This window comes from Pseudomonas sp. JV241A (genome assembly GCF_900275665.1).
Lineage (GTDB): Bacteria > Pseudomonadota > Gammaproteobacteria > Pseudomonadales > Pseudomonadaceae > Aquipseudomonas > Aquipseudomonas wadenswilerensis.
On record NZ_OPYO01000033.1, the window covers coordinates 337,294 to 358,946 of the forward strand.

At 64.4% G+C, this 21,653-nt stretch carries 20 protein-coding genes; 15 read left to right on the forward strand and 5 right to left on the reverse strand.

Going from position 1 to position 21,653, the window contains the following annotated elements; all coding sequences use genetic code 11:
• The first annotated feature begins 50 nt into the window (after positions 1–50).
• The 3 genes from JV241A_RS23195 to JV241A_RS23205 are packed head-to-tail and all read left to right on the forward strand — an operon-like array spanning position 51 to position 2,269.
• Positions 51–527 carry a RidA family protein gene (locus tag JV241A_RS23195; protein WP_115086686.1) on the forward strand — a complete coding sequence of 159 codons (477 nt, stop codon included), beginning with the start codon at positions 51–53 and terminating at the stop codon, positions 525–527.
• Positions 524–1,441, forward strand: a complete 918-nt coding sequence (locus tag JV241A_RS23200; protein ID WP_134064651.1) for a pyridoxal-phosphate dependent enzyme — start codon at positions 524–526, stop codon at positions 1,439–1,441. The genes JV241A_RS23195 and JV241A_RS23200 overlap by 4 nt, the downstream gene beginning before the upstream one ends.
• Positions 1,442–2,269 carry an AraC family transcriptional regulator gene (locus JV241A_RS23205; protein WP_166675737.1) on the forward strand — a complete coding sequence of 276 codons (828 nt, stop codon included), beginning with the start codon at positions 1,442–1,444 and terminating at the stop codon, positions 2,267–2,269.
• 9 nt (positions 2,270–2,278) lie between these two features.
• Here the strand turns inward: JV241A_RS23205 and JV241A_RS23210 are convergent, their stop codons facing one another.
• Complete coding sequence (locus JV241A_RS23210) at positions 2,279–3,190, reverse strand: bile acid:sodium symporter family protein (RefSeq protein WP_134064653.1); 912 nt, start codon at positions 3,188–3,190, stop codon at positions 2,279–2,281.
• A 127-nt stretch (positions 3,191–3,317) separates the two neighbouring features.
• On the opposite strand from JV241A_RS23210, the gene JV241A_RS23215 reads away from it, so the two are divergent.
• The 3 genes from JV241A_RS23215 (at position 3,318) to JV241A_RS23225 (ending at position 7,040) form a co-directional block, all read left to right on the forward strand.
• On the forward strand, positions 3,318–4,199 hold the full coding sequence (locus tag JV241A_RS23215) for a Dyp-type peroxidase (protein WP_134064655.1): 882 nt from the start codon (positions 3,318–3,320) through the stop codon (positions 4,197–4,199).
• Between the two features lie 25 nt (positions 4,200–4,224).
• On the forward strand, positions 4,225–4,974 hold the full coding sequence (locus tag JV241A_RS23220) for a carbon-nitrogen hydrolase family protein (protein WP_166675738.1): 750 nt from the start codon (positions 4,225–4,227) through the stop codon (positions 4,972–4,974).
• Between the two features lie 164 nt (positions 4,975–5,138).
• Positions 5,139–7,040 (forward strand): potassium transporter Kup, encoded by a 1,902-nt coding sequence (locus JV241A_RS23225; protein ID WP_115086680.1) that lies wholly within the window; start codon positions 5,139–5,141, stop codon positions 7,038–7,040.
• An 8-nt stretch (positions 7,041–7,048) separates the two neighbouring features.
• Here JV241A_RS23225 and JV241A_RS23230 read toward each other — a convergent pair whose 3' ends face one another.
• From JV241A_RS23230 to JV241A_RS23240, 3 genes are all read right to left on the reverse strand, one after another.
• Entirely contained in the window at positions 7,049–8,305 is a 1,257-nt protein-coding gene (locus tag JV241A_RS23230) for an MFS transporter (protein ID WP_115086679.1), read from the reverse strand.
• 30 nt (positions 8,306–8,335) lie between these two features.
• On the reverse strand, positions 8,336–9,400 hold the full coding sequence (locus JV241A_RS23235; RefSeq protein WP_134064657.1) for a TIM barrel protein: 1,065 nt from the start codon (positions 9,398–9,400) through the stop codon (positions 8,336–8,338).
• Positions 9,401–9,505: 105 nt separating this feature from the next.
• Positions 9,506–11,002 carry a PLP-dependent aminotransferase family protein gene (locus tag JV241A_RS23240; protein WP_115086677.1) on the reverse strand — a complete coding sequence of 499 codons (1,497 nt, stop codon included), beginning with the start codon at positions 11,000–11,002 and terminating at the stop codon, positions 9,506–9,508.
• 188 nt (positions 11,003–11,190) lie between these two features.
• Between JV241A_RS23240 and JV241A_RS23245 the strand changes: the two genes are divergently transcribed.
• The 7 genes from JV241A_RS23245 (at position 11,191) to JV241A_RS23275 (ending at position 17,537) form a co-directional block, all read left to right on the forward strand.
• A complete protein-coding gene (locus tag JV241A_RS23245; RefSeq protein WP_134064659.1) occupies positions 11,191–12,171 on the forward strand; it encodes a quinone oxidoreductase in 981 nt (326 codons plus the stop codon).
• 13 nt (positions 12,172–12,184) lie between these two features.
• Positions 12,185–13,033 carry a TauD/TfdA family dioxygenase gene (locus JV241A_RS23250; protein ID WP_115086675.1) on the forward strand — a complete coding sequence of 283 codons (849 nt, stop codon included), beginning with the start codon at positions 12,185–12,187 and terminating at the stop codon, positions 13,031–13,033.
• 45 nt (positions 13,034–13,078) lie between these two features.
• The gene (locus tag JV241A_RS23255; protein ID WP_115086674.1) at positions 13,079–14,131 is read left to right on the forward strand and encodes a 3-keto-5-aminohexanoate cleavage protein; all 1,053 of its coding nucleotides are present in this window, start codon (positions 13,079–13,081) and stop codon (positions 14,129–14,131) included.
• A gap of 109 nt (positions 14,132–14,240) precedes the next feature.
• Complete coding sequence (locus tag JV241A_RS23260) at positions 14,241–15,557, forward strand: MFS transporter (RefSeq protein ID WP_134064661.1); 1,317 nt, start codon at positions 14,241–14,243, stop codon at positions 15,555–15,557.
• On the forward strand, positions 15,554–16,207 hold the full coding sequence (locus tag JV241A_RS23265; protein WP_134064663.1) for a DsbA family oxidoreductase: 654 nt from the start codon (positions 15,554–15,556) through the stop codon (positions 16,205–16,207). The genes JV241A_RS23260 and JV241A_RS23265 overlap by 4 nt, the downstream gene beginning before the upstream one ends.
• Positions 16,204–16,530: a Rieske 2Fe-2S domain-containing protein gene (locus tag JV241A_RS23270; RefSeq protein ID WP_115086671.1), complete on the forward strand. Its 327-nt coding sequence runs from the start codon at positions 16,204–16,206 to the stop codon at positions 16,528–16,530. Before JV241A_RS23265 ends, JV241A_RS23270 begins: the two co-directional genes overlap by 4 nt.
• Positions 16,527–17,537, forward strand: a complete 1,011-nt coding sequence (locus tag JV241A_RS23275) for a putative sulfate exporter family transporter (RefSeq protein ID WP_115086670.1) — start codon at positions 16,527–16,529, stop codon at positions 17,535–17,537. The genes JV241A_RS23270 and JV241A_RS23275 overlap by 4 nt, the downstream gene beginning before the upstream one ends.
• Before the next feature lie 199 nt (positions 17,538–17,736).
• On the opposite strand, the gene JV241A_RS23280 is transcribed toward JV241A_RS23275, so the two are convergent.
• A complete protein-coding gene (locus JV241A_RS23280) occupies positions 17,737–18,753 on the reverse strand; it encodes an AraC family transcriptional regulator (protein ID WP_134064664.1) in 1,017 nt (338 codons plus the stop codon).
• Positions 18,754–19,030: 277 nt separating this feature from the next.
• On the opposite strand from JV241A_RS23280, the gene JV241A_RS23285 reads away from it, so the two are divergent.
• Together JV241A_RS23285 and JV241A_RS23290 are read left to right on the forward strand one after the other, a co-directional pair.
• Positions 19,031–19,597, forward strand: a complete 567-nt coding sequence (locus JV241A_RS23285) for an alpha/beta fold hydrolase (protein WP_134064665.1) — start codon at positions 19,031–19,033, stop codon at positions 19,595–19,597.
• A gap of 86 nt (positions 19,598–19,683) precedes the next feature.
• Positions 19,684–21,639, forward strand: coding sequence for a DUF1302 domain-containing protein (locus JV241A_RS23290; RefSeq protein ID WP_134064666.1), 1,956 nt, complete (start codon positions 19,684–19,686; stop codon positions 21,637–21,639).
• The last annotated feature ends 14 nt before the right edge of the window (positions 21,640–21,653 follow it).

A 21,653-nucleotide genomic window follows, 5' to 3' on the forward strand; every position in this document is an offset into this window, starting at 1 on the left:
CAGCCCAGTAGCAGTAGGCTGGCCAGGTTCCCTTCTCAAGGCCACCTGCCATGTCCGTATCCCCTCATCAGCGCCTCGAACAACTGGGCATCACCCTCACGCCGCCCAGCCCACCGGCCGCCGCCTATCTGCCCTGGGTGCAGAGCGGCAATCTGTTGTTCATCTCCGGCCATATCGCCAAGCACAACGGTGCCCCCTGGGTCGGCCAGCTCGGCCGCGAACTGGACACCGCCACCGGGCACATGGCCGCGCGCAGGGTCGGCCTCGACTTGCTCGGCACCTTGCTTGCGGCCACGGGTGACTTGAACCGCATCGCCAAAGTGGTCAAGCTGCTGTGCCTGGTCAACAGCAGCAGTGAGTACACCGAACAGCACCTGGTCGCCAACGGCTGCTCGGAACTGTTCGAAGAAGTCTTCGGCGAGCGTGGCAAGCATGCCCGTAGCGCTTTCGGTGCCAGCCAGATCCCGCTGGGCGCCTGTGTCGAAATAGAACTGATCGTTGAATTGACCAGTGGAGAAACCTTATGAGCCTGCACATCGAAACCCCGCTGGTGGCGTCACGCCCGTTGAGCCTGGCCAGTGGCCTGGACATCTGGCTCAAGCTCGACGCGCTGCAGCCGTCCGGTTCGTTCAAGCTGCGCGGCATCGGGGCCGCCTGTGAAGCCTATGCCAAGCAGGGCAAGCGCCGTTTCGTCTCCTCGTCTGGCGGTAATGCCGGGATTGCCGTGGCCGTTGCCGGGCGCATTCTGGGCCTGCCGGTAACCGTGGTGGTGCCAGAGACCACCACCGAGCGGGCCAAGCAGCTGATCCGTCAGGAACAGGCCGAGGTAATCGTGCATGGCAAGGCCTGGCACGAGGCCAACGCCCTGGCGCTGTCGCTGATGGGCGAGGACGACGCCTATATCCATCCCTTCGATGACCCGCTGCTGTGGCAGGGCCACGCGACCATGATCGATGAAGTCGCCGCCACGGGTTTCAAGCCTGATGCGGTGGTGGTCGCGGTCGGTGGCGGTGGTTTGTTGTCCGGGGTTTGCGAAGGCTTGGCGCGCAATGGCTGGGGCCAGGTGCCGGTATTCGCCGTCGAGACCGCCGGCGCCGCGTCGCTGGCAGCTTCCATGGCGAAAAAGCAGTTGGTGGCGCTGGACGGCGTCAACACCGTGGCTACTTCGCTGGCGGCCAAACAGGTGTGCCAGCGGGCCTTCGAGTGGAGTCAGCAGCGGCCGGTGTACAGCCATGTGGTCAGTGATCAGGCGGCGCTGGATGCCTGCGAGCAGTTCCTGCTGGACCAGCGCATCCTGGTTGAGCCCGCCTGTGGTGCGGCTTTGGCCCTGGCTTACGCACCAACGGCCGAACTCAAGCGCCACCAGAAAGTGCTGGTGATCGTATGTGGTGGCGTGACCGCAACCCTCGACCAGATCCGCCAATGGCGGGCGGCCTGCTAGTTGGATAGCGTCGTCCATCAGGCCCCCGGGCATCCAGGCGTGCGCCTGATCGATGCCCGCTACCAGCAATTTGCCTTTCCCCGGCATTTTCACCTGGAGTACCACATCGGCCTGATCGTCACCGGCCAGCAGCGCTACGCCGCCGGTGGCACGCGCCAGCTGGCCGGAGCCGGGGACATCCTGCTGATGGCCCCGGAGCATGTGCACGACGGTGCCAGTGCCGATGACCAGGGCTACGGCATCCGCATCCTGACCCTCGACCCAGCCTGGCTGGCCGAGGTGAGTCGCGATCTGAGCGACGGCCGACAAGGTTTGCCCAACCTCAATGCCCTGCAGCTGCGCCATCCGCAGTTGCAGCAGTTGCTCGATGGCCTGCACCGGCAACGCGACCCGCTGGCGTTCCAGAGCCAATTGTGGGAAACCCTGGCGCTGTTGCTCGGGCTGGGCTCGACCCTCAAGGTCAGCGAACACGGGCAGGGCTTCGATCCGCTGCTTTGGCGGCAACTGCGCGAATGGCTGGAGTCGCGCCTGGACCTGCCGCCAAGCCTGGAAGAGATGGCCGCTTTCGCCGACCTCAGCCCCTGGCAGTTGCTGCGCCGCTTTCGCAACCATTGCGGCCTGCCACCGCAGCAATGGCTGACCCAACTGCGCCTGGAACGGGCCTTGCCCAGGGTGCTGGCCGGCCAGCCGTTAAGTGCCATCGCCCTGGACCTGGGCTTCTACGATCAGGCCCATTTCAGCCGCTTGTTCCGCCGAACCTATGGCGCGCCACCCCGCGGCCTGGCGCAGGGCAAAGGCGTCGGCAGGCTGGCGCGCGCTGAAGGGTAGGCGTCGCGGTCAATCGCGAGTCAAGTCGGGGCGCTGCTGCGCCGCTCCTGCCGTCAGGGGCTCATGCCCACGGCTCACCCACCAGCCAAACCCAGCCGCGGTAAAGAACATGATCAGGCTGTAAATCGCCGCCGGTATCGCCATGGTCGAGTTGTTCAGCAGGGTTGGGCTCAGCGCCAGGGCAATCGCCAAGGTGCCGTTGTGAATGCCGATCTCCATGCCGATGGCAATCGCCTGACGTTTGGGGATTTTCAGCAGGCGTGGCAGCCAGTAGCCGATGCTCAGGCTCAACAGGTTGAACAACAGCGCGGCGCCGCCTACCACCGGGGCATAGTCGACGACGGTCTGCCAGTCCTTGACCATCGCCAGGACAATCGTAAATACCAGAAACAGTGCGGCAATGATTTTCATCGGCCGCTCCATGCGCGTTGCAAATCCCGGCGCCAGATAGCGAATCAGCATCCCCAGGGCCACCGGCACCAGGACGATGGCAAACACCTGCAGCACCTTGGCGAACTGCAACGGGATGGCCTGGTCGGCGGCCATGAAGTAGGCCAGCGACAGGTTGACCAGCAGCGGCATGGTCAGGATCGCGATCAGCGAGTTGACCGCCGTCAGCGTCACGTTCAAGGCTACATCACCATGGGCCAGGTGGCTGAACAGGTTGGCGGTGGTGCCACCCGGCGAGGCCGCCAGCAGCATCAGCCCGACCGCCAGCGCAGGCGCCAGGCCAAAGCCGTTGGCAATCAGGAAGCAGATAAACGGCAGCAGCAGGATCTGGCAGGCCAGGCCAATCAGCACGGGCCTGGGGAACTTCACCACCCGGGCAAAATCGGCCAGGGTCAGGGTCAGCCCCAGACCGAGCATGATGAAGCCCAGGGCAATGGGCAGGAAGGCACTGAGCAAGGGCGATGCAGTCATGGCATAGACTCTTAAAAGGGGCGATGTAGGCCAGTGTAGGAAAGGATTTCAATATCCATTACTTATCTTGCGGTTTATGCCCAGCAGACAGTAGCATCGCCGCTTTTACCCCAGGACCCGATTCCCGATGCAGTTTCAGCCAGGCATTCTCGCCGCCCCCGTTCCCGCCCAGGCCCGCCACCTGTTTTTCACCTTGCACTCGCCAGCTGCGCTGCCGGGCGTGCTCGATGCGCTGCTGCAACAGGTCGATGGCAGCCGTGTGGTGGCCGGTTTCGGTGCGCCGCTGGTGCAGGCCCTGGGCCGCAGCATCGACGGCCTGCGCGAGTTCCCACGCCTGACTGCGGCGGTCGACAACCCCTGCACCCAGCACGATCTGTGGCTGTGGCTGCGCGGTGAAGACCGCGGCGACCTGTGGCTGCTCAGCCAGGACCTGGAGCAACTGCTGGCACCGGCCTTCACCCTGGCCGAGGCCACCGATGCCTTCCGCCACAAGACCGGCCATGACCTGACCGGCTACGAAGATGGCACCGAGAACCCGGTGGAAGACGCCGCCATCGAAGCGGCGATCCTCTCCAGCGATGTGCCGGGCCTGAACGGCTCAAGCTTTGCCGCCTTCCAGCTGTGGCGCCACGACCTGAATTGTTTCAAGGCTTTGCCGCAAGCCGAGCAGGACGACATCATCGGCCGGCGCAAGGCCGACAACGAAGAACTCGACGACGCGCCGGAATCGGCCCACGTCAAGCGCACCGCCCAGGAAAGCTTCGCGCCTGAGGCCTTTATCGTCCGTCGCTCGATGCCCTGGGCAGACGAGCGCGGCGCCGGCCTGGCCTTCCTCGCCTTCGGTCACTCCTTCGACGCCTTCGAAGTACAGCTGCGGCGCATGAGCGGCCTGGAAGACGGCGTGGTCGACGCCCTGTACCGCTTCAGCCGGCCGCTCACCGGCGGCTACTACTGGTGCCCGCCACTGGGCGCCCACGGGCTTGACCTGAGCGCCGTGCTCACGGGTTGAACAGCCCCTCCTTAAGGATGAAAGCATGACAATGACTGTCGCTTGCGCTCAAACCGTTGCCATTGCCCGGGACATTACCGGCAATGTGCAGCGTCATCTGCAGATGATGCAGTTGGCCGCTGAACAGGGCGTGCAGTTTCTGCTGTTCCCGGAACTGTCGCTGACCGGCTATGAACTTGACGCCGCGCCCGACCTGGCCCTGAGCTCGGACGATCCGCGCCTGGACCCGTTGCGCGAACTTGCCCGTAAACAGGCGATGTACAGCGTGGTCGGTGCACCGGTGCGCGTGCCCGGCAGTGGTCAGGTGTTGCTGGCGGCACTGATCTTTCGCCCCGACGGCAGTGTTGGCTTGTACAGCAAGCAGTATCTGCACCCCGGTGAAGACCTGGTGTTCACCCCGGGCAGCGGTGGCGATCTGCTGCCGCTCGGGGGCCAGCGGCTGGCGTTGGCCATCTGCGCCGATGCCATGCAACCCAGCCACCCGGCCCATGCCGCCAGGCTCGGTGCAGATGTCTATGCAGCGGGGATGCTGATTTCCCACAGGGGCATCGTTGCCGAGAGCCAGCAGATGGCCGGTTATGCCGTCGAACATCAGATGATGGTGATGCTGGCCAACCATGGCGGTGAAACCGGTGGCTGGCAGGCGGCGGGGCAGAGTGCGATCTGGGGCAGGGAGGGTGCGTTGATCGGCAAGGCGCAGGGGGCAGGGGAGTGTCTGGTGATTGCTCGGCAGGACGATGGCGGCGCGTGGGCCGGGACGGTGATCGGGCTGTAGATCGATCGCGGGGCAAGCCCGCTCCCACAGTAGATAGGTGTACGTCAGACCTGTGGGGGCCAGTCCAGCCAGCCGACAAATGTAAAAAAATTTTACGGACTTTTTACGAAGACGCGTTACGCAGAAAGGGATACTGCCCGTGCATTTCTTCGAGACGTCCTACCGTGAGCCAAGCCGCAACTTCCGCAAGCGCCCATCCCCCCGTAAAAACCTCGTCACTGAGCCTGTTGATCGCCGCTGCCGGCGTGGTCTATGGCGATATCGGTACCAGCCCGTTGTACACCCTCAAGGAGGTCTTCGCCGGCCATTACGGCGTACAGGCCAACCATGACGGCGTGCTCGGCATTCTGTCGCTGGTGTTCTGGTCGCTGATCTGGGTTGTCACCATCAAGTACGTGCTGTTTGTGCTGCGCGCCGATAACCAGGGCGAAGGCGGCATCATGGCCCTGACGGCCCTGGCCCGGCGTGCGGCGGCGCCGTATCCGCGCTTGAGCCGGGTGCTGGTGCTGCTCGGGCTGTTCGGTGCTGCGCTGTTCTATGGCGACAGCATGATCACCCCGGCGATCTCGGTGCTGTCGGCGGTAGAGGGGCTGCAACTGGCCTTTGACGGCATCGACCACTGGGTCGTGCCCCTGGCGGTGGTGGTGCTGGTGGCGCTGTTTCTGATCCAGAAGCATGGCACCGCACGCATCGGTATCATTTTCGGCCCTGTCATGGTGTTGTGGTTCAGCGTGCTCGGTGCGCTGGGTATCTATGGCATCGTCCAGCGTCCGGAAGTGCTGCTGGCGATGAACCCGGCCTGGGCGGTGAACTTCTTTATCGTGCACCCGGGCATCGGCGTGGCGATTCTCGGTGCAGTGGTGCTGGCCCTGACGGGCGCCGAGGCGTTGTATGCCGACATGGGCCATTTTGGCCGCAAGCCCATCGCCCGCGCCTGGATCCTGCTGGTGCTGCCGGGCCTGGTGCTCAACTATTTCGGCCAGGGTGCGCTGATCCTCGGCAACCCCGAGGCGGTGCGCAACCCGTTCTACCTGCTGGCCCCGGACTGGGCGCTGCTGCCGATGATCGCCCTGGCCACCCTGGCGACCATCATTGCTTCCCAGGCAGTGATCTCCGGTGCGTTCTCGCTCACCCGCCAGGCCATTCAACTGGGTTATGTGCCGCGCATGTTCATCCAGCACACCTCCAGCCAGGAGCAGGGGCAGATCTACATCGGTACGGTGAACTGGGCGCTTATGGTCGGTGTGGTGCTGCTGGTGATCGGCTTCGAGTCGTCCGGCGCACTGGCGGCGGCCTATGGTGTGGCGGTGACCGGCACCATGCTGATTACCACCTTGCTGTCCTCGGCGGTGGTCTTGTTGCTGTGGAAGGCACCGCGCTGGCTGGCGGTGCCGTTGTTGCTGGGCTTTTTGCTGGTCGACAGCCTGTACTTTGCCGCCAACGCGCCGAAAATCTTCCAGGGTGGTGCCTTCCCGGTGATCGCCGGCATTGTCTTGTTCATCCTCATGACCACCTGGAAACGCGGGCGCAAGATCATCGTCGAGCGCCTCGACGAGTCGGCCTTGCCGCTGCCGCTGTTCATCAGCAGCCTGGCCGCACAGCCGCCGCACCGGGTGCAGGGCACTGCGGTGTTCCTCACCGCCCGTGCCGACGCCGTGCCCCATGCGCTGTTGCATAACCTTCTGCACAACCAGGTGTTGCACGAGCGGGTGGTGCTGCTCACCGTGGTGTCCCAGGATCGCCCACGGGTGCCAGTGGCCCAGCGTTTTGAAGTACAGGCATTTGGTGAGGGCTTCTACCGGGTCAACCTCAACTTCGGCTTTATCGAAGAACCCGACGTACCGGCGGCGCTGCAGCTGTGCCACCTCAAGGACCTGGATTTCAGCCCGATGGCCACCACCTACTTCCTTAGCCGCGAGACGGTGATCCCGACCAAGCGCATCGGTATGGCGCGCTGGCGCGAGGCGCTGTTCGCGTTCCTGCTCAAAAACGCCAACAGCAACCTCAAGTACTTCAACCTGCCGCTGAACCGGGTGATCGAGCTGGGCACCCAGGTCGAGATGTAACCCGGGCCCTAGGCGGTGGCCGCTGCCGTCAGCGGCGCCGCCTTGCGCACCAGGCGCTGCAGGCGGCTGGCGATGGCAAAGCCGATCAGCGCCAGCAGCATCATGGCGATGAACACGTAGTTGTAGCCTTGCTGGCCGGGGAAGTGGTCAAGGATTGCGCCGTAGCCGACGTAGGCGAACATCCCCGGTGCATAGCCGATCAGGCAGCCGATGCCAAACGCAGAACCGGTGATGTGCGGGGCAATCCCGACTTCGCCCATCGGCGCCCAGAACACCCCGCGCATGGAAAACACGATGAAGGCGAACGACAGCGTCGCGGCCATGCCGGCATAGATGAAGCCCGGGCTCTTGGGCACCAGGAGAATGATCGCCATCATCGGCAGCAACGCCAGAAACGCCCACTTCAGGTAGCGGCTGGGGCTCTTGAAGTGTTTGTCGGCGATGAAACCGCCCGCCGGCCCGCCGAGAATTTTCAGCATGTACTGGTTGATGATGCCGTAGGCGCCGACCAGGGCCACCGGCAGGCCGTAGACTTCCTTCAGGTAGGGGATGAAGTAGGTCAAACCGCAGTAGACGATATAGACCATGAACACGTTGAAGCTGACCAGCCAGATCGCCGGCACCTTGATTGCCTCCATAAGGTTGGCCAGCGGGTTCTTGGCGCTGGTCTGGGCCTGCGCCGGATTGCCTTTGAGCAAGAACCAGGTCAGCACCCCGGCGGCGATGTCGATCAGCGCGTAGAACAGGATCGCCGCTTTCAGGCCGTGTTCGCCGCTGCCCAGGGCAATGAACACGCCCAGCGCGGAAAACGCCACCAGGGTGTCGACCACGCCGCGCCCGCCTTCGAGCAGGCCGAACATGCGCCCTTGTTCCTGGTCGTTGCCCAGGCCGCGAATGGCTTTGAGCAGCGCCGGCCAGTAGATGCAGTCGGCGCACACCGCCAGCAGGCAGAACACCAGCATCAGGCTGCTGAACGGCGGGAAGGTGGCCAGGTACAGGCCCAGGGCGCCGGTACCGATCAGGCCCAGGGGGATCAGCTTGCGGGTGTCGTAGCGGTCAGCCAGCATGCCGCCGACCACGAACAGGCCGGTGGCGATGATGGCGTTGGCGCTGAGCAGCAAGCCGATCTGGGTGTGCGAGAGGCCCATGAACTCCTGCATGGGTACGTAGAACGCGTCCTTGAGGTTGGCCAGCTTGTAGACGGTGCCGCCACCCAGGATCAGTATCAGGAACTTGAACCATTTGGCCTTGTTGTGCGCAGTCATTGTTATTCTCCAGGCGTAGTGGGGTAGGGCTCAAAGGCTGGCAGGGCTGGCCAGGGTCAACTCGGCGAGGGTGCGCAGCTCGGCCAGCAAGGTCTTCACGTAGCTGACCTGGTTGTTGGCCCAGCGTTGTTCGCCGGCCAGCATCTGCTCGAGGGTCAGGCCTGCGGGCAGGGGCGTGTCGCTCATTTCCCGGTAGGCAATGAACGGATCGGCCGGCTCGTTGTGTTGACGGAAGGCCGGGGCGAGGTAGTGGTTTTCCTGTTCGAGGATGAAGGCGATCACTTGGGGCTGCTGTTCACCGAGCATCAGCAACTCGAACAGCATGCGCGCGCCGGGCAGCTCGTCCTCGGCGCTGCCTTGCAGTACCCCGCAGTGGCCAAAGCCCTGGTCTTCGGCCACCACCCGCACGCCCTTGAGGTGGCTCTGGCGAATATGCGGGGCGAGGTTGTGCAGGGCCTGCAGCGGTTGTTCGCAGGCGTTGATCATGTTGCCGAAATCGAACAGGGCATTGAGCCGTGGATGGTTGGCCTGGCGCAGCAACTGGGCGATCTCGTCGCTCTTGAGCTCCTCATGCTGCTCGAAATCAAAATTCAGGTCGTGGGCATCGGCCAGCCGGGCCAGGTACAGCAGGTCGCCACCGATCTGGTCCATGACCTGTGACAGCAGGCCTTCATAACGTGAGTACACGCGAATGTTGCGGCTGCCGATGACCTTGGCCACGGCCACCACCGCATCGACGTCGGCCTTGCGCGTGCTGCTGATTTCCAGGTGCACATCCAGTTGCAGGGCCCGGGCCTTTTCAGCAAAGGCGCACAATTGCGTCGTGTTCATTTGCGCCAGGCTGTTGTGCTCACCGTCGAGCATGTGCAGGCTCAGGCCGGCCAGTTCATGGCGGTAGGCGAAGTCGAGCAGGTCGAACGGGGTGACGCGCCCGTGGGTGAGGTTGGTCAGCAGCGGGTAGGCGTGGGCAAACAGCCGCGCCTGGTCGAGGCGTTCAAGCAGGCGGCTGGCCAGCTCGCGGGTCAGCAGTGGCGCCTGGGCACCCTGGGCATTGTGGTTCAGTAACGTAGCGAAGCGTTCTTGTAATGTGTTCATTCGAGTCGTTCCTGGTGCGGACACCGGTTCTACCGGCGCGTTCTTTATCGCGCCGCGGAGCAACACTCGATAGATCCATTACCAATCAATTGATAAGGCCACTGCTCAGACCTGGTGGCCAATCGCCCTGAGGGCCTGCACCAGCGCCTCGACCTTGGCTTCGGCCTGATCCTGGGGCGTGCCGGCAAAGCCGAGCAGCAGCGCCGGTGGCAAGTAGCGCGTGAGGCAGTAGTCACTCAAGGCGTAGGTATGCACGCCATGCCCGGCCAACTGCCGGGCCAGTGCCTGGTCATCCAGCTGCGGCGGGAGCCAGGCAATCAGGTGCATGCCGGCTTCGACCGGGGCAACCTGCAAAAAGCCGCCCAGGCGCCGTTGCAACACCTCCAGCAAGCACTGCTGGCGGGCCTGGTACAACGTCCGCATGCGACGGATATGGCCAATGAAGTGGCCTTCACTCATGAAATCGGCGGTCACTGCCTGCAACAGGGTCGGCGGGCTGCGGTCGAGCACCGCGCGCAAGGTGCAGAACGGTTCGACCAGTGCCGGGGGCAGAATCACGTAACCCAGGCGCAGGGAAGGGAACAGCACCTTGCTGAAGGTGCCGACGTAGATCACCCGGTCGCCTCGGTCCATGGCGTACAGCGCCGGCAATTGCCGGCCGCGGTAGCGCAGTTCGCTGTCGCAGTCGTCTTCGATAATCCAGCTGCCACTGGCCGCCGCCCAGTCAATCAGTTCCAGGCGCCGGTTGTGGCTGAGGGTCATACCCAGCGGGTGTTGCCGTGACGGGGTGGTGAACACCAGGCGCGCCTCGGGGCATTCGCCAATGGCGTGTTGCACATCGAGGCCCTGATCGTCGATGGGGACGGGCACCACCCGGCAGCCATGGGCCTGAAAGGCGATACGCGCGGCGATATGACCAGGGTCTTCCATCCATACCGGCTCGTCCGGGTTGAGCAGCAGCATCGCCAGCAGGTTGAAGGCCTGCTGCGCGCCGGAGACGATCACCACTTGCTCGGCGTTGCAGTCGATGCCGCGGGCGTCGAACACGTACTCGGCAATCGCCTGGCGCAGCGTCTGCAGGCCTTGCAACTCGCCGTAACCGAGCATGGCCTTGCTCGGCTTTTGCCCGTGGCGGTTGAGCAGGCGCTTCCACAATGCCTGGGGAAAGGCTTCGAAAGCGCCATGACTGGGCAGGAACGAGGTCGGTGCTTGATCGCCGCAGTGGGCGTAGGACACCCCGCGAAAATGATCGCTGCGCAGCGACAGCATCGTCCGGCTCAAGTCCGAGAGCTTGGGCGCGGCCGCTGCTGGCGGCTCGGCGCCGGCGCTGCGCTGCCACTCGTCACTGACATAGGTGCCAGCGCCGGTGCGCGAGACCAGAAAGCCTTCGGCAATCAACTGGTCGAAGGCATTGAGCAGGGTGATGCGCGATAGTTGCAGCTCCTGGCTCAGGGTGCGCGTCGAGGGCAAGCGAATGCCGCCCTGCAGGCGACCGGTAAGAATCTGCTTGCGAATCTGCAGGTACAGCTGGCGGTAGAGCGGGGTGCTGCTGTCACGGTCCAGCTCAATACCTGCAAACAGCAAACCGGCGGGGGACTTCATCGAGCTCTCGCAGACACTAAGAAGGGCCTGGACATGCTACGAGAAAGCCCGCCAGGCGGCCAGCCCAGGGCGCTTGTCATCAAATGAAAACAGCTTGTCGTCCGATGCGAAGCACCTGCCTGGCGTAGGGCATAGAGTCCAGTCAACAAGAATTGACGCACGGCGTCAGGATGACTGGAGTGACATGCATGGCCAAAGTCGTACGCTTCTATGAAACCGGTGGCCCCGAGGTACTGCGCTACGAGGACGCCGAGGTCGGCGAGCCGGGCCCGGGCCAGGTGCGCCTGCGCCAGGTGGCGGTGGGCCTGAACTACGCCGACACCTACTTTCGCAACGGCACCTATCCAATCCCGTTGCCCAACGGCATGGGCGTGGAAGCCTCAGGGGTGGTGCAGGCGGTGGGCGAGGGCGTGACCCAGGTCGCCGTTGGCGACCGGGTGACCTACACCGGTTTTCTCAACACCCTGGGCGCTTATTGCACCGAGCGGTTGATTCCGGCGGCAGCCTTGATCAAGTTGCCGGAAACCATCGCCTTCGAAACCGCTGCAGCGATGACCATGCGCGGCCTGACCTCGGCCTACCTGATGCGCCGCCTGTATGACTTCAAGCCCGGTGACACGGTGCTGCTGCACGCCGCTGCCGGCGGTGTCGGCCTGATTGTCTCGCAGTGGGCGCGCCTGCTCGGGCTGACGGTGATCGGCACGGTGTCCACCGAGGCCAAGGCTGAAGTGGCCCGCGCCCATGGTTGCAACCACACCATCAACTACAGCCATGAAGATGTGGCCAAGCGCGTACGCGAGCTGACTGATGGCGTCGGCGTCAATGTGGTGTTCGACAGCGTCGGCAAGAGCACTTTCATGGCCTCGCTGGACTCGCTCAAGCGCCGTGGCCTGATGGTCTGCGTCGGCACTGCCTCCGGCACCATCACCCCGTTCGACCCGCAGATCCTGGCGATCAAAGGCTCATTGCACCTGACCCGCCCGGCGCTGGCCGACTACATCGCCGACCCGGCCGAGAAGGCCGACCTTGCCGGCGAGCTGTTCGAGCATGTCAGCAGCGGGCGGATCAAGATCGAGATCAACCAGCACTACGCGTTGCAGGATGCGGTCCAGGCCCACCGTGACCTGGAAGCGCGCAAGACCACCGGCTCGTCGATCTTCGTCATCTGAAGAGGGCAACAGCATGCACATCGAACAACTGACCTGCGCTCTCGGTGCCGAAGTCACCGGGGTCAATCTGGCAGATGCGATTCATGACGACGACCTGTTCGAGCAACTGCGTGCGCAGTTGCTCAAGCACCGGGTGCTGTTCCTGCGCGATCAGACCTTCAGCCGCGCCGAGCATGTCGCTTTTGCCCGGCGCTTTGGCGAGCTGGAAGACCACCCGGTGGCCGGCAGCGACCCCGAGCACCCGGGTCTGGTACAGATCTACAAGCGCCCGGACCAGCCCGCCGACCGCTACGAAAACGCCTGGCACACCGACGCCACCTGGCGCGAGGCACCGCCCATGGGCTGCGTGTTGCGCTGTGTGGAATGCCCGCCGGTAGGCGGCGACACTATGTGGGCGAACATGGTGCTGGCTTACCAGAACCTGCCGGAGGATGTGAAAGCCAAGATCGAGGGCCTGCGCGCCCGGCACAGCATCGAGGCCAGTTTTGGCGCCGCGATGCCGATGGAAAAACGCCTGGCGCTCAAGGCGCAGTTCCCCGATGCCGAACACCCGGTGGTGCGTACCCACCCGCAAACCGGTGAGCAGGTGCTGTTCGTCAATGCTTTCACCACCCACTTCAGCAACTACCACACCCCGCAGCGGGTGCGTTTCGGCCAGGACGCCAACCCCGGTGCCAGTGATCTGCTGCGCTACCTGATCAGCCAGGCCTACCTGCCCGAATACCAGGTGCGCTGGCGCTGGAAGCCCAACAGCGTGGCGATCTGGGACAACCGCAGCACCCAGCACTACGCGGTGATGGACTACCCGCCTTGCCACCGCAAGATGGAGCGCGCCGGGATCAAGGGCGACCGCACCTTCTGAAGGCCCGCAACACCCCAGGACAATAACAAGACCGAGGACTACAGCATGCAATTCTTCGACGATTCGTTGCACCCGGAAAACATGGAAAAGGTGGTGATCACCGTCGCCCCTTATGGCCCGGAATGGATGCCAGAGGACTTTCCCGAAGACATCCCGCTGACCATGGACGAACAGGTGCAAAAGGCAGTCGACTGCTATGACGCCGGCGCCACCGTACTCCACCTGCACGTGCGCGAACTGGACGGCAAGGGCTCCAAGCGCCTGTCGAAATTCAACGAACTGATTGCCGGCGTGCGCGAAGCGGTGCCGGAGATGATCATCCAGGTCGGCGGTTCGATCTCGTTCGCCCCGGAAAGCGATGGCGAGGCGGCCAAGTGGCTGTCCGATGACACCCGGCACATGCTCGCAGAGCTGACGCCCAAGCCCGATCAGGTCACCGTGGCGATCAACACCACGCAGATGAACATCATGGAGCTGCTGTATCCGCAGTACCTGGAAGGCACCTCCCTGGCCCATCCGGCGATTCAGGCCGCCTACAGCGAAATGACCGTACCGGCCGGTCCCGCCTGGGTGCGCGAACACCTGCGCCGTTTGCAGGCGAGCGGTATCCAGCCGCATTTCCAGCTGACCGGCATGCACGCCCTGGAAACCCTCGAACGCATTGTGCGCAAGGGTGACTACATGGGCCCGCTGAACCTGACCTGGATCGGCATTGGTGGCGGCTTCGACGGCCCCAACCCGTTCAACTTCTTCAACTTCATTCACCGTGCACCCAACGGCTGCACGCTGACCGCCGAATCGCTGCTGAAAAACGTGCTGCCGTTCAACACCATGGCCCTGGCCATGGGGCTGCACCCGCGTTGCGGCAACGAAGACACCATCATCGACCAGCACGGCAAGCGCTTCGGTTCGGTGCAGCAGATCCAGCAGACCGTGCGCGTGGCCCATGAACTGGGCCGTGAGATTGCCAACGGCAAGGAAGCGCGGGCCATCTACCGCATTGGCGAGCAGTACAGCAGCATCGAGCAGACCCTCCAGGCCAACGGCATGGCGCCTAACCGCCAGCCGGGCCAGAAGGGTGTGCCGCAGCGCGCCTGATTGGCCAGGCCCGGTACGTGTTTACGTGCCGGGCCGCCGATCCGCAGCGCTGACCGTCGGGCTTTTCAAAAACAATAAAACTCATGCCAGACAACCCCAAGGAGGCAGCATGGCCGCCTATCTCGCCAGCGCCACAGACGACGGCGCCGACACTTCACGGGGCATTCCACGGCGATATGCCTGGATTGTCTTTGCCTTGACCTTCGGCCTGCTGATTTCCGACTACATGTCGCGGCAGGTACTCAACGCGGTATTTCCGCTGCTCAAGGCCGAATGGGCCCTGAGCGACAGCCAGTTGGGCCTGCTCAGCGGCATTGTCGCGCTGATGGTCGGCCTGCTGACCTTTCCCTTGTCGCTACTGGCCGACCGCTTCGGGCGGATCAGGAGCCTGGTGCTGATGGCCGTGCTCTGGAGCCTGGCCACCCTCGGCTGCGCCCTGGCCGACAACTACCCGCAGATGTTCGCCGCGCGCTTTCTGGTCGGCGTCGGTGAGGCGGCCTATGGCAGCGTCGGCATTGCCGTGGTGGTCGCAGTGTTCCCCCGTGACATGCGCGCCACCCTGGCCGGTGCCTTCATGGCCGGCGGCATGTTCGGCTCAGTACTGGGCATGGCCCTGGGCGGCTTGATGGCCCAGCACTTTGGCTGGCGCTGGGCGTTTGCCGGCATGGCCTTGTTCGGCCTGTTGCTGGCGTTGCTGTACCCGCTGATCGTCAAGGAGGCGAAGATCGCCCCGCAGCGCGTCAACGCCCCCGCGTGCAAGATCGCCCGGCCACTGCACACCCTGTACGGCAGCCGTTCGGTGATCGCCGCTTACGTGGGCAGTGGCTTGCAGTTGTTCGTTGGCGGCACGGTGATCGTCTGGATGCCCAGCTACCTGAATCGCTACTACGCCATGGGCACCGACCAGGCCGGCGTGGTGGCGGCAATCATCGTGCTGTGCAGCGGCATTGGCATGATCCTCTGCGCCATGCTCTGCGACCGCCTCGGCCGCCAGCGCCCGGACCGCAAGATCAGCCTGGCCATCGGCTATTGCCTGGGTAGCTGCCTGTTGCTGTCGCTGGCCTTCGCGCTGCCCTCGGGCACGGCGCAACTGGTGCTGATCTGCCTGGGAATGATGGTTGCCGCCGGCACCAACGGCCCGTCCAGCGCCATGGTCGCCAACCTCACTCATTACTCGGTGCACGGCACCGCCTTTGCCACCCTGACCCTGGCCAACAACCTGCTTGGCCTGGCGACCGGGCCTTTGATTACCGGTCGGGTGTCCGACCTGATCGGCCTGCACGCCGCCTTTCAGCTGGTGCCGCTGATCAGCATCGGCGCCGCCGCGGTGTTCTTCATCGCCAAGCGTCATTACCACCGTGACATGGCCCGCCTCGACAACCCGCAGGCGGTTGAACCCGGTGCGGCCGAGGAGTTGAAACCGTGAAACAAGTGTTGTCGATCGAAGTGTTCTTTGACTTTATCTGCCCCTGGTGCCTGATCGGCCAGGCTCATCTGCAGCGGGCCCTGGAGCAGTTGCGGCGCGAGCAGCCGGAAGTTGAGGTGAGCCTGCACTGGCGCGGGGTGCAGTTGCTGCCGCAGATCGCCAGGACCGGGCAGCCGTTCGAGGCCTTCTACCGCAAGCGCCTGGGCAGCGATGAGGCGGTACGCCTGCGCCAGGCGCAGGTGCGCGCCGCCGCCGAGGCTGCCGGGGTGGATATCGATTTTGCCCGTATCAGTCGCATGCCCAATACCGCCGACGCCCATCGTCTGCTGCAGCGCGCCGTGGCGCTGGGCTCGCCGGAACGGGCTGAAGCCCTGCTGGCCAAGCTGTTTGCCGCCTACTTTCAGCAGGGCAAGGACCTGGGCGATCCGATTACCTTGCTGCACATCGCCCGCGCCTGTGGCCTGGAGCCGGCCCAGGTTGCCGATTGCCTGCGCGGCGATGCCAGCCCGTTCATTGGCGCCAATGATCGCGCCGCGGATGGCGTGCCGTGTTTTCGTTTCAATCAGCGCCTGCGGGTATCGGGCGCCCAGCCGGTCGCGGTGCTGCTGCAGGCCATGGGCGACGCCCTGGAAGAAGTGGTCCCGGCATGAGCCTGCGCTATCCGGTACCGGCCGACAAAGTGCCGGCGCGTGACGGGCGGGTGCTGCTCGAATGGCAAGGCAAGAGCGTGGCGCTGTTCAACGTCGCTGACACCTTTTACGCCATCGACGACAGTTGCCCGCACCAGGGCGCCTCGCTGTGCGGCGGGCGCCTGGACGGGCGGGTGATCCAGTGCTGCGCCCATGGCCTGCGCTTTGATCTGGCCAGCGGCTACTTGCTCAACTCCAATCAACTCAAGGTTGCCAGCTACCCGGTCGAGCGCCAGGGCGAGCAACTGTTCATCGTCTTAGCGTGCAAGGAACCGGGCCAATGAGCGTGATCGCAATTGCCGCCGTCAACCACCGTGCCCGGGAACTGGCGCCGGGCTTTATCGTCAGCCTGATCGCCGCGGCGGCGGCCAGCTTTCTCAGTGAGCACTACGATGCCCCGGTGATGCTGTTTGCCTTGTTGCTGGGCATGGCCCTGAACTTTCTCGCGGCCGATGGCCGTTGCAAGGCCGGGATTGAATTTACCGCGCGCACAGTGTTGCGCCTGGGGGTGGCGCTGCTGGGCATGCGCATTACCCTGAGCCAGATCGCCAGCCTGGGCTGGAAACCGGTGGCGCTGGTGGTGATCCTGGTGGTGGTGACCATCCTGGTTTCGGTGGTGGCGGCCCGTGCCCTGGGCTTTCAGCGCTTGTTCGGCATGCTTACCGGCGGTGCCACGGCGATCTGCGGGGCTTCGGCGGCTCTGGCCCTGGCCGCGGCCTTGCCCCATCACCCGCAAAAAGAGCGCGCCACGTTGTTTACCGTGATCGGCGTGTCGGCGTTGTCGACCCTGGCGATGATCCTCTACCCGATGATTGCCGGCTGGCTGCAGTTGTCGCCGCAACAGGCCGGGGTGTTTCTCGGTGCGACCATTCACGACGTGGCACAGGTGGTGGGGGCGGGGTACAGCATGTCGACCGAGACCGGGGACGTGGCGACCGTGGTCAAGCTGATGCGCGTGGCCATGTTGCTGCCGGTGATTGTCTGTGCGGCGATGATTACCCGGCGGGCCGGTGGGGATGCGAGCGGGCAGCGGCCGCCGTTGCTGCCGTGGTTTGCGGTCGGTTTTGTACTGCTGGCCTGCGTCAACAGTACCGGCTGGGTGTCGGCGGCGGTGCAGGGTGGGGTCAACGATCTGTCCCGCTGGTGCCTGGTGGTGGCGATCAGCGCCCTGGGAATGAAGACTCAGCTCAAGGAACTGGCAGCGGTGGGCTTCAAGCCGATTGCGCTGATGGTGGGTGAGACGGTGTTCCTGGTGCTGCTGGTGTTGGCATTGATGCACTGGGGGTTGTAGACGGTTGCCCACAACCGTTCTGCATGCTCCGCGAACGTGTGGGAGCTGGCTTGCCAGCGATGGTAGTCCAGGCAACGCCTGATGTGCCGGCTGAACTGGCCTCATCGCTGGCAAGCCAGCTCCCACAATGTATCTGTGTACGCCGAACCTGTAGGAGCGGGCTTGCCCCGCGATCGAGCGCGCAGCGGTCGCGATCCATTCAGTGCTGATCTTGCCGGCGATCATGCTGCGCCCGCCAGCTGGCCGGCGGCATGCCGAACTGGGCGATGAACCAGCGGGTAAATGAGCTGGGCATCGAGTACCCCAGCATGTCGGCAATCCGTCCCAGCGAGTAGCTGGGGTTTTCCAGGTAACGGATCACCAGGTCACGGCGCACGCCGTTGATCAGGTCGCTGAAGGTCACCCCGCATTCTTCCAGGCGCCGCTGCAAGGTGCGCACGTTCATGCCCTGGGTCTGTGCCACTTGCTCGATGGTCGCCCGGCCCATGGGCAGAAGCAGGTAGATGGTCTTGCGCATTTCCAGCTCCAGCGACAGCTTGCCACCGGCCTGCAAGGTGTCCAGGTAACGCTGCGCCAGGCGCGCCATGGCCTCGTTGGCCAAGGGGTTGGCGGTGTCGAGGTCGGTAGCCGGGCAGACGATGCCATTGAATTCGCTGCCAAACACCAGCTTGCAGCCAAAAATGCGCCGATGAATCGCCAGGTCCGCCGGGGCGGTATGGGTGAAATTGGCGCTGATCGGGTGCCAGTGAGCCCCCAGCAGCGCGGCGCACAAACGCAACATCACGCCAATCGCCAGTTCCGTTGCCTGCCGGCCGCGCTGGGGCTGGTCGGTGACCACTTCTTCACGAATGATCACGGTCTTGCCGGCTTCTTCGATATGGATGGCCAGGGCGTCGTTGAGCAAGTGCCGGTACTGGACGATCACCTGCAGGGCATCGCGCAGGGTGCGCTGGTGGCTGAGCAGCAGGCTGATCTCGCCAAAATCCGAGAGCTGGCGCAGCTCGGCCATGCGCAGGCCGAAGGTTTCGCAGCCACTGACCCGCGCCGACTCTTCCAGCAGGGTCACCACGCTGGACACCGCAATGCGTTGGTTAGGATCGTCGAGCAGGGCGGTGCTGAGGCCGACCTGGGCCAACAGGGCGTGGGGGTTGAGCCCAAGGTGGCGAGACACCTCAAGGTAGTTGGTCAGGCTTGCAGCACGTACGAGGGCGGTCATTGTTGTTGTTTTCCACGCGTGGTCATCGGGCGTCCCGCTTCTGTGGCGGGTCACTCGTTATAGCGCGGGTGTCGTCAAATGAGAAGCCGCCTGCAGCAGCGCTCCGTCGGCCAACCCCCGCTATTGCTGAGCGCCCGGTCGTTTGCCGGCAGCGCTGTCACCAAATGAAAAGTCGCTGACGCGCAATGTAAAGCGCCAGGGGGGAGGGCTGATTACTGTGGCTGTGCAAGCGCTCGAGATTACCTGCGAGCGGACTGTCTTGAGCATAGGTGCCGACGTGGAAAAACTGCATACCCGCGCAACTGTCCTGATCGTCCCCGGCCTGCGCGAGCACGTTGCCGAACACTGGCAGACCCTGCTGGCGGCGCGCCTGGCCAAGGTGCACACGGTGCCAGCGCTGCAGCGCAACGGCCTGGACTGCAATGCCCGGGTCGAGGCCATCGAGCAGGTGCTGCAGCAGATCGACGGCGAGGTAGTGCTGGTAGCGCACAGCGCCGGGGTGCTGATGGTGGCCCATTGGGCCGCGCGCTATCAGCGGCCGATCAAGGGCGCGCTGCTGGCGGCGCCGCCGGACCTGCAAGCGGCGTGGCCCGCCGCCTACCCAAGCCCGGACAGCCTGCGCGCCAACGGCTGGAGCCCGCTGCCGATCACGCCGCTGCCGTTCCCCAGCATCGTCGCCGCCAGTAGCGATGATCATCTGGCCAGCCTCGAGGCGGTCAGCACCATGGCGCGCGGCTGGGGCAGCCAGTTGCTCGAACTGGGCGCCGTCGGCCACCTCAACCCGGCAGCCGGCTACGGCCCCTGGCCCCTGGCTGAAACCCTGATCCAGGCCCTGGATCGCTAATGCTGCAGTAGCGCACGGACGCTTGAGCCAAGCCCGCAAACGACGGGCAGCGAAAAAAAACAATAACAATAAGTGGAGTCATCGCGATGCCAAACCCTCGCATTCACCGTGCTGTGAAGCCACAGCGCTGCCTGCTGGCCTGCGCCATCGGCCTGCTGGCGCTACCCGGCGCCCAGGCGTTTGAGGTCGATACCGGCAGTGAAGACTGGGCCGTGCGCCTGGATAATACGGTCAAGTACAACTATGGCGTGCGCACCGAAAGCGCCGACAAGCGCCTGCTGGCGACCCCCAACAACAACGACGGCAACTACAACTTCCGCAAGGCCGGGACCACGGTCACCAATCGCGTGGACCTGCTCACCGAACTGGACGTGATCTACCAGGGCAACATGGGCTTTCGTGTCAGCGCCGCCAGTTGGTACGACAAGGCCTATGACAACACCGGCTCCAACTCCAACCCGTTCGTCAACGGCAACGGTGGCCAGTCGGGCATCAACCCCAGCCTCAACGGCTTGCCCGGCACCGGCGTGCCCTTGGGCAGCCCGCACCTGAGCAACTACGCCCAGCGCTACTACAGCGGCCCGTCCGGGGAAGTGCTCGATGCCTTCGTGTTCATGCGCCGTGAAGTGGGCGACTCATCCGAGATCAGCGGCAAGCTTGGCCAGCACAACCTGTTCTGGGGCGAAACCCTGCTCAACCCGGTGCATTCGCTGAGCTATGGGCAGTCGGGCCTGGACCTGGCCAAGCTGGCCGCGTCTCCCGGCACCGAAGCCAAGGAACTGTTCGTGCCGCGCAACCAGCTCTCGACGGCGTTTCTGGTCAACCCCGAACTCAGCGTCGGCGCGCAGTACTTCCTCGACTGGGATGCCGCGCGGCTGCCGGAAGCGGGCACCTACTACGGGGGCTCGGACCTGGTGGGCGAGGGCGCGCAGAGCTTCCTGCTCGGCCATACCGGCACTCCGGGGCTGATCCCGGTGCGCGGCGCGCTGACCAACATCCGCCGTGGCCACGACCTGACCCCGGACAAACGCGGCGATTGGGGCGTCATGGCCAAGTGGTCGCCCGACTGGCTGGGCGGCACCCTGGGCTTCTACTACCGCAAGACCTCGGAAATCCTGCCCCAGGCCTGGCTTGATGCCCGTGGCCTGACCGTCGCCAACGGCCCGTTCGGCAACCCGCCGGGCAGCGCCCAGGGCGCGGTGGGCAACCTCTACAACTCGCTGCAAAGCGCTACGTATCAGTTCGCCTATGCCGACAACATCGATATCTACGGCTTGAGCCTGTCCAAGGATGTCGGCGGTATCAGCGTCGGCAGCGACCTGAACATTCGCCACAACATGCCCCTGGCGAGTATTCCGGCGATTCTCAGTGCACCGGGGCAGGCCGGCCTGGGCGGGGGCTTCGGCCTGCTGCCTGCGCGTTTGCCAAGCAGCGGCGTGGTGTATGAACTGCCATCGGACGGCGACAGCATGAGCGCCACCGGCGACACCCTGCACTGGACCCTCAACGGCCTGATGACCCTTGGCGATACGCCGCTGTTCGATTCGGCGACCCTGCTGGGCGAGCTGTTCTACAGCAACCTGCTCAAGCTCGATAGCCACAACGAGGCCCTGTACAAGGGCAAGGGCAGCTACCGCGGCATCGACCAGCCGACCCGCGACAACTGGGGGATCGCGGTCAACTTCACCCCGACCTGGTACCAGGTGTTCCCTGGCATGGACCTGAGCATGCCGTTGTCGATCAACCTCGGCCTGGACGGCGTATCGCCGGTGCAGGGCGGTGGCGCCGAGAACACCGGCAACTACGCCGTGGGCCTGAGCGCGGCGATCTACAACCAGTACTTCGTCGACCTCAAGTACGTCGATGGCTTTGGCAAGACCCAGTCCTGCGACAACGGCCAGACCGACGGCACTACCCCCAACGCCCTGGACGGCGAACAGGACTACACCTGCTACGGCGGCGGTTACGCCGCGTTCTCTGGCGGCGCTGCTACCACCGAGGACCGTGGCGCGCTGTACCTGACCCTGAAAACCACCTTCTGAGTCACACAGGAAAA

Excerpts from the sequence above, each read along its gene's own strand:
- JV241A_RS23195 (WP_115086686.1), top strand. The coding sequence starts at position 51 with ATGTCCGTATCCCCTCATCAGCGCCTCGAACAACTGGGCATCACCCTC.
- JV241A_RS23200 (WP_134064651.1), top strand. The coding sequence starts at position 524 with ATGAGCCTGCACATCGAAACCCCGCTGGTGGCGTCACGCCCGTTGAGC.
- JV241A_RS23210 (WP_134064653.1), bottom strand. The coding sequence starts at position 3,190 with ATGACTGCATCGCCCTTGCTCAGTGCCTTCCTGCCCATTGCCCTGGGC.
- JV241A_RS23215 (WP_134064655.1), top strand. The coding sequence starts at position 3,318 with ATGCAGTTTCAGCCAGGCATTCTCGCCGCCCCCGTTCCCGCCCAGGCC.
- JV241A_RS23220 (WP_166675738.1), top strand. The coding sequence starts at position 4,225 with ATGACAATGACTGTCGCTTGCGCTCAAACCGTTGCCATTGCCCGGGAC.
- JV241A_RS23230 (WP_115086679.1), bottom strand. The coding sequence starts at position 8,305 with ATGACTGCGCACAACAAGGCCAAATGGTTCAAGTTCCTGATACTGATC.
- JV241A_RS23235 (WP_134064657.1), bottom strand. The coding sequence starts at position 9,400 with ATGAACACATTACAAGAACGCTTCGCTACGTTACTGAACCACAATGCC.
- JV241A_RS23240 (WP_115086677.1), bottom strand. The coding sequence starts at position 11,002 with ATGAAGTCCCCCGCCGGTTTGCTGTTTGCAGGTATTGAGCTGGACCGT.
- JV241A_RS23245 (WP_134064659.1), top strand. The coding sequence starts at position 11,191 with ATGGCCAAAGTCGTACGCTTCTATGAAACCGGTGGCCCCGAGGTACTG.
- JV241A_RS23250 (WP_115086675.1), top strand. The coding sequence starts at position 12,185 with ATGCACATCGAACAACTGACCTGCGCTCTCGGTGCCGAAGTCACCGGG.
- JV241A_RS23255 (WP_115086674.1), top strand. The coding sequence starts at position 13,079 with ATGCAATTCTTCGACGATTCGTTGCACCCGGAAAACATGGAAAAGGTG.
- JV241A_RS23260 (WP_134064661.1), top strand. The coding sequence starts at position 14,241 with ATGGCCGCCTATCTCGCCAGCGCCACAGACGACGGCGCCGACACTTCA.
- JV241A_RS23270 (WP_115086671.1), top strand. The coding sequence starts at position 16,204 with ATGAGCCTGCGCTATCCGGTACCGGCCGACAAAGTGCCGGCGCGTGAC.
- JV241A_RS23275 (WP_115086670.1), top strand. The coding sequence starts at position 16,527 with ATGAGCGTGATCGCAATTGCCGCCGTCAACCACCGTGCCCGGGAACTG.
- JV241A_RS23280 (WP_134064664.1), bottom strand. The coding sequence starts at position 18,753 with ATGACCGCCCTCGTACGTGCTGCAAGCCTGACCAACTACCTTGAGGTG.
- JV241A_RS23290 (WP_134064666.1), top strand. The coding sequence starts at position 19,684 with ATGCCAAACCCTCGCATTCACCGTGCTGTGAAGCCACAGCGCTGCCTG.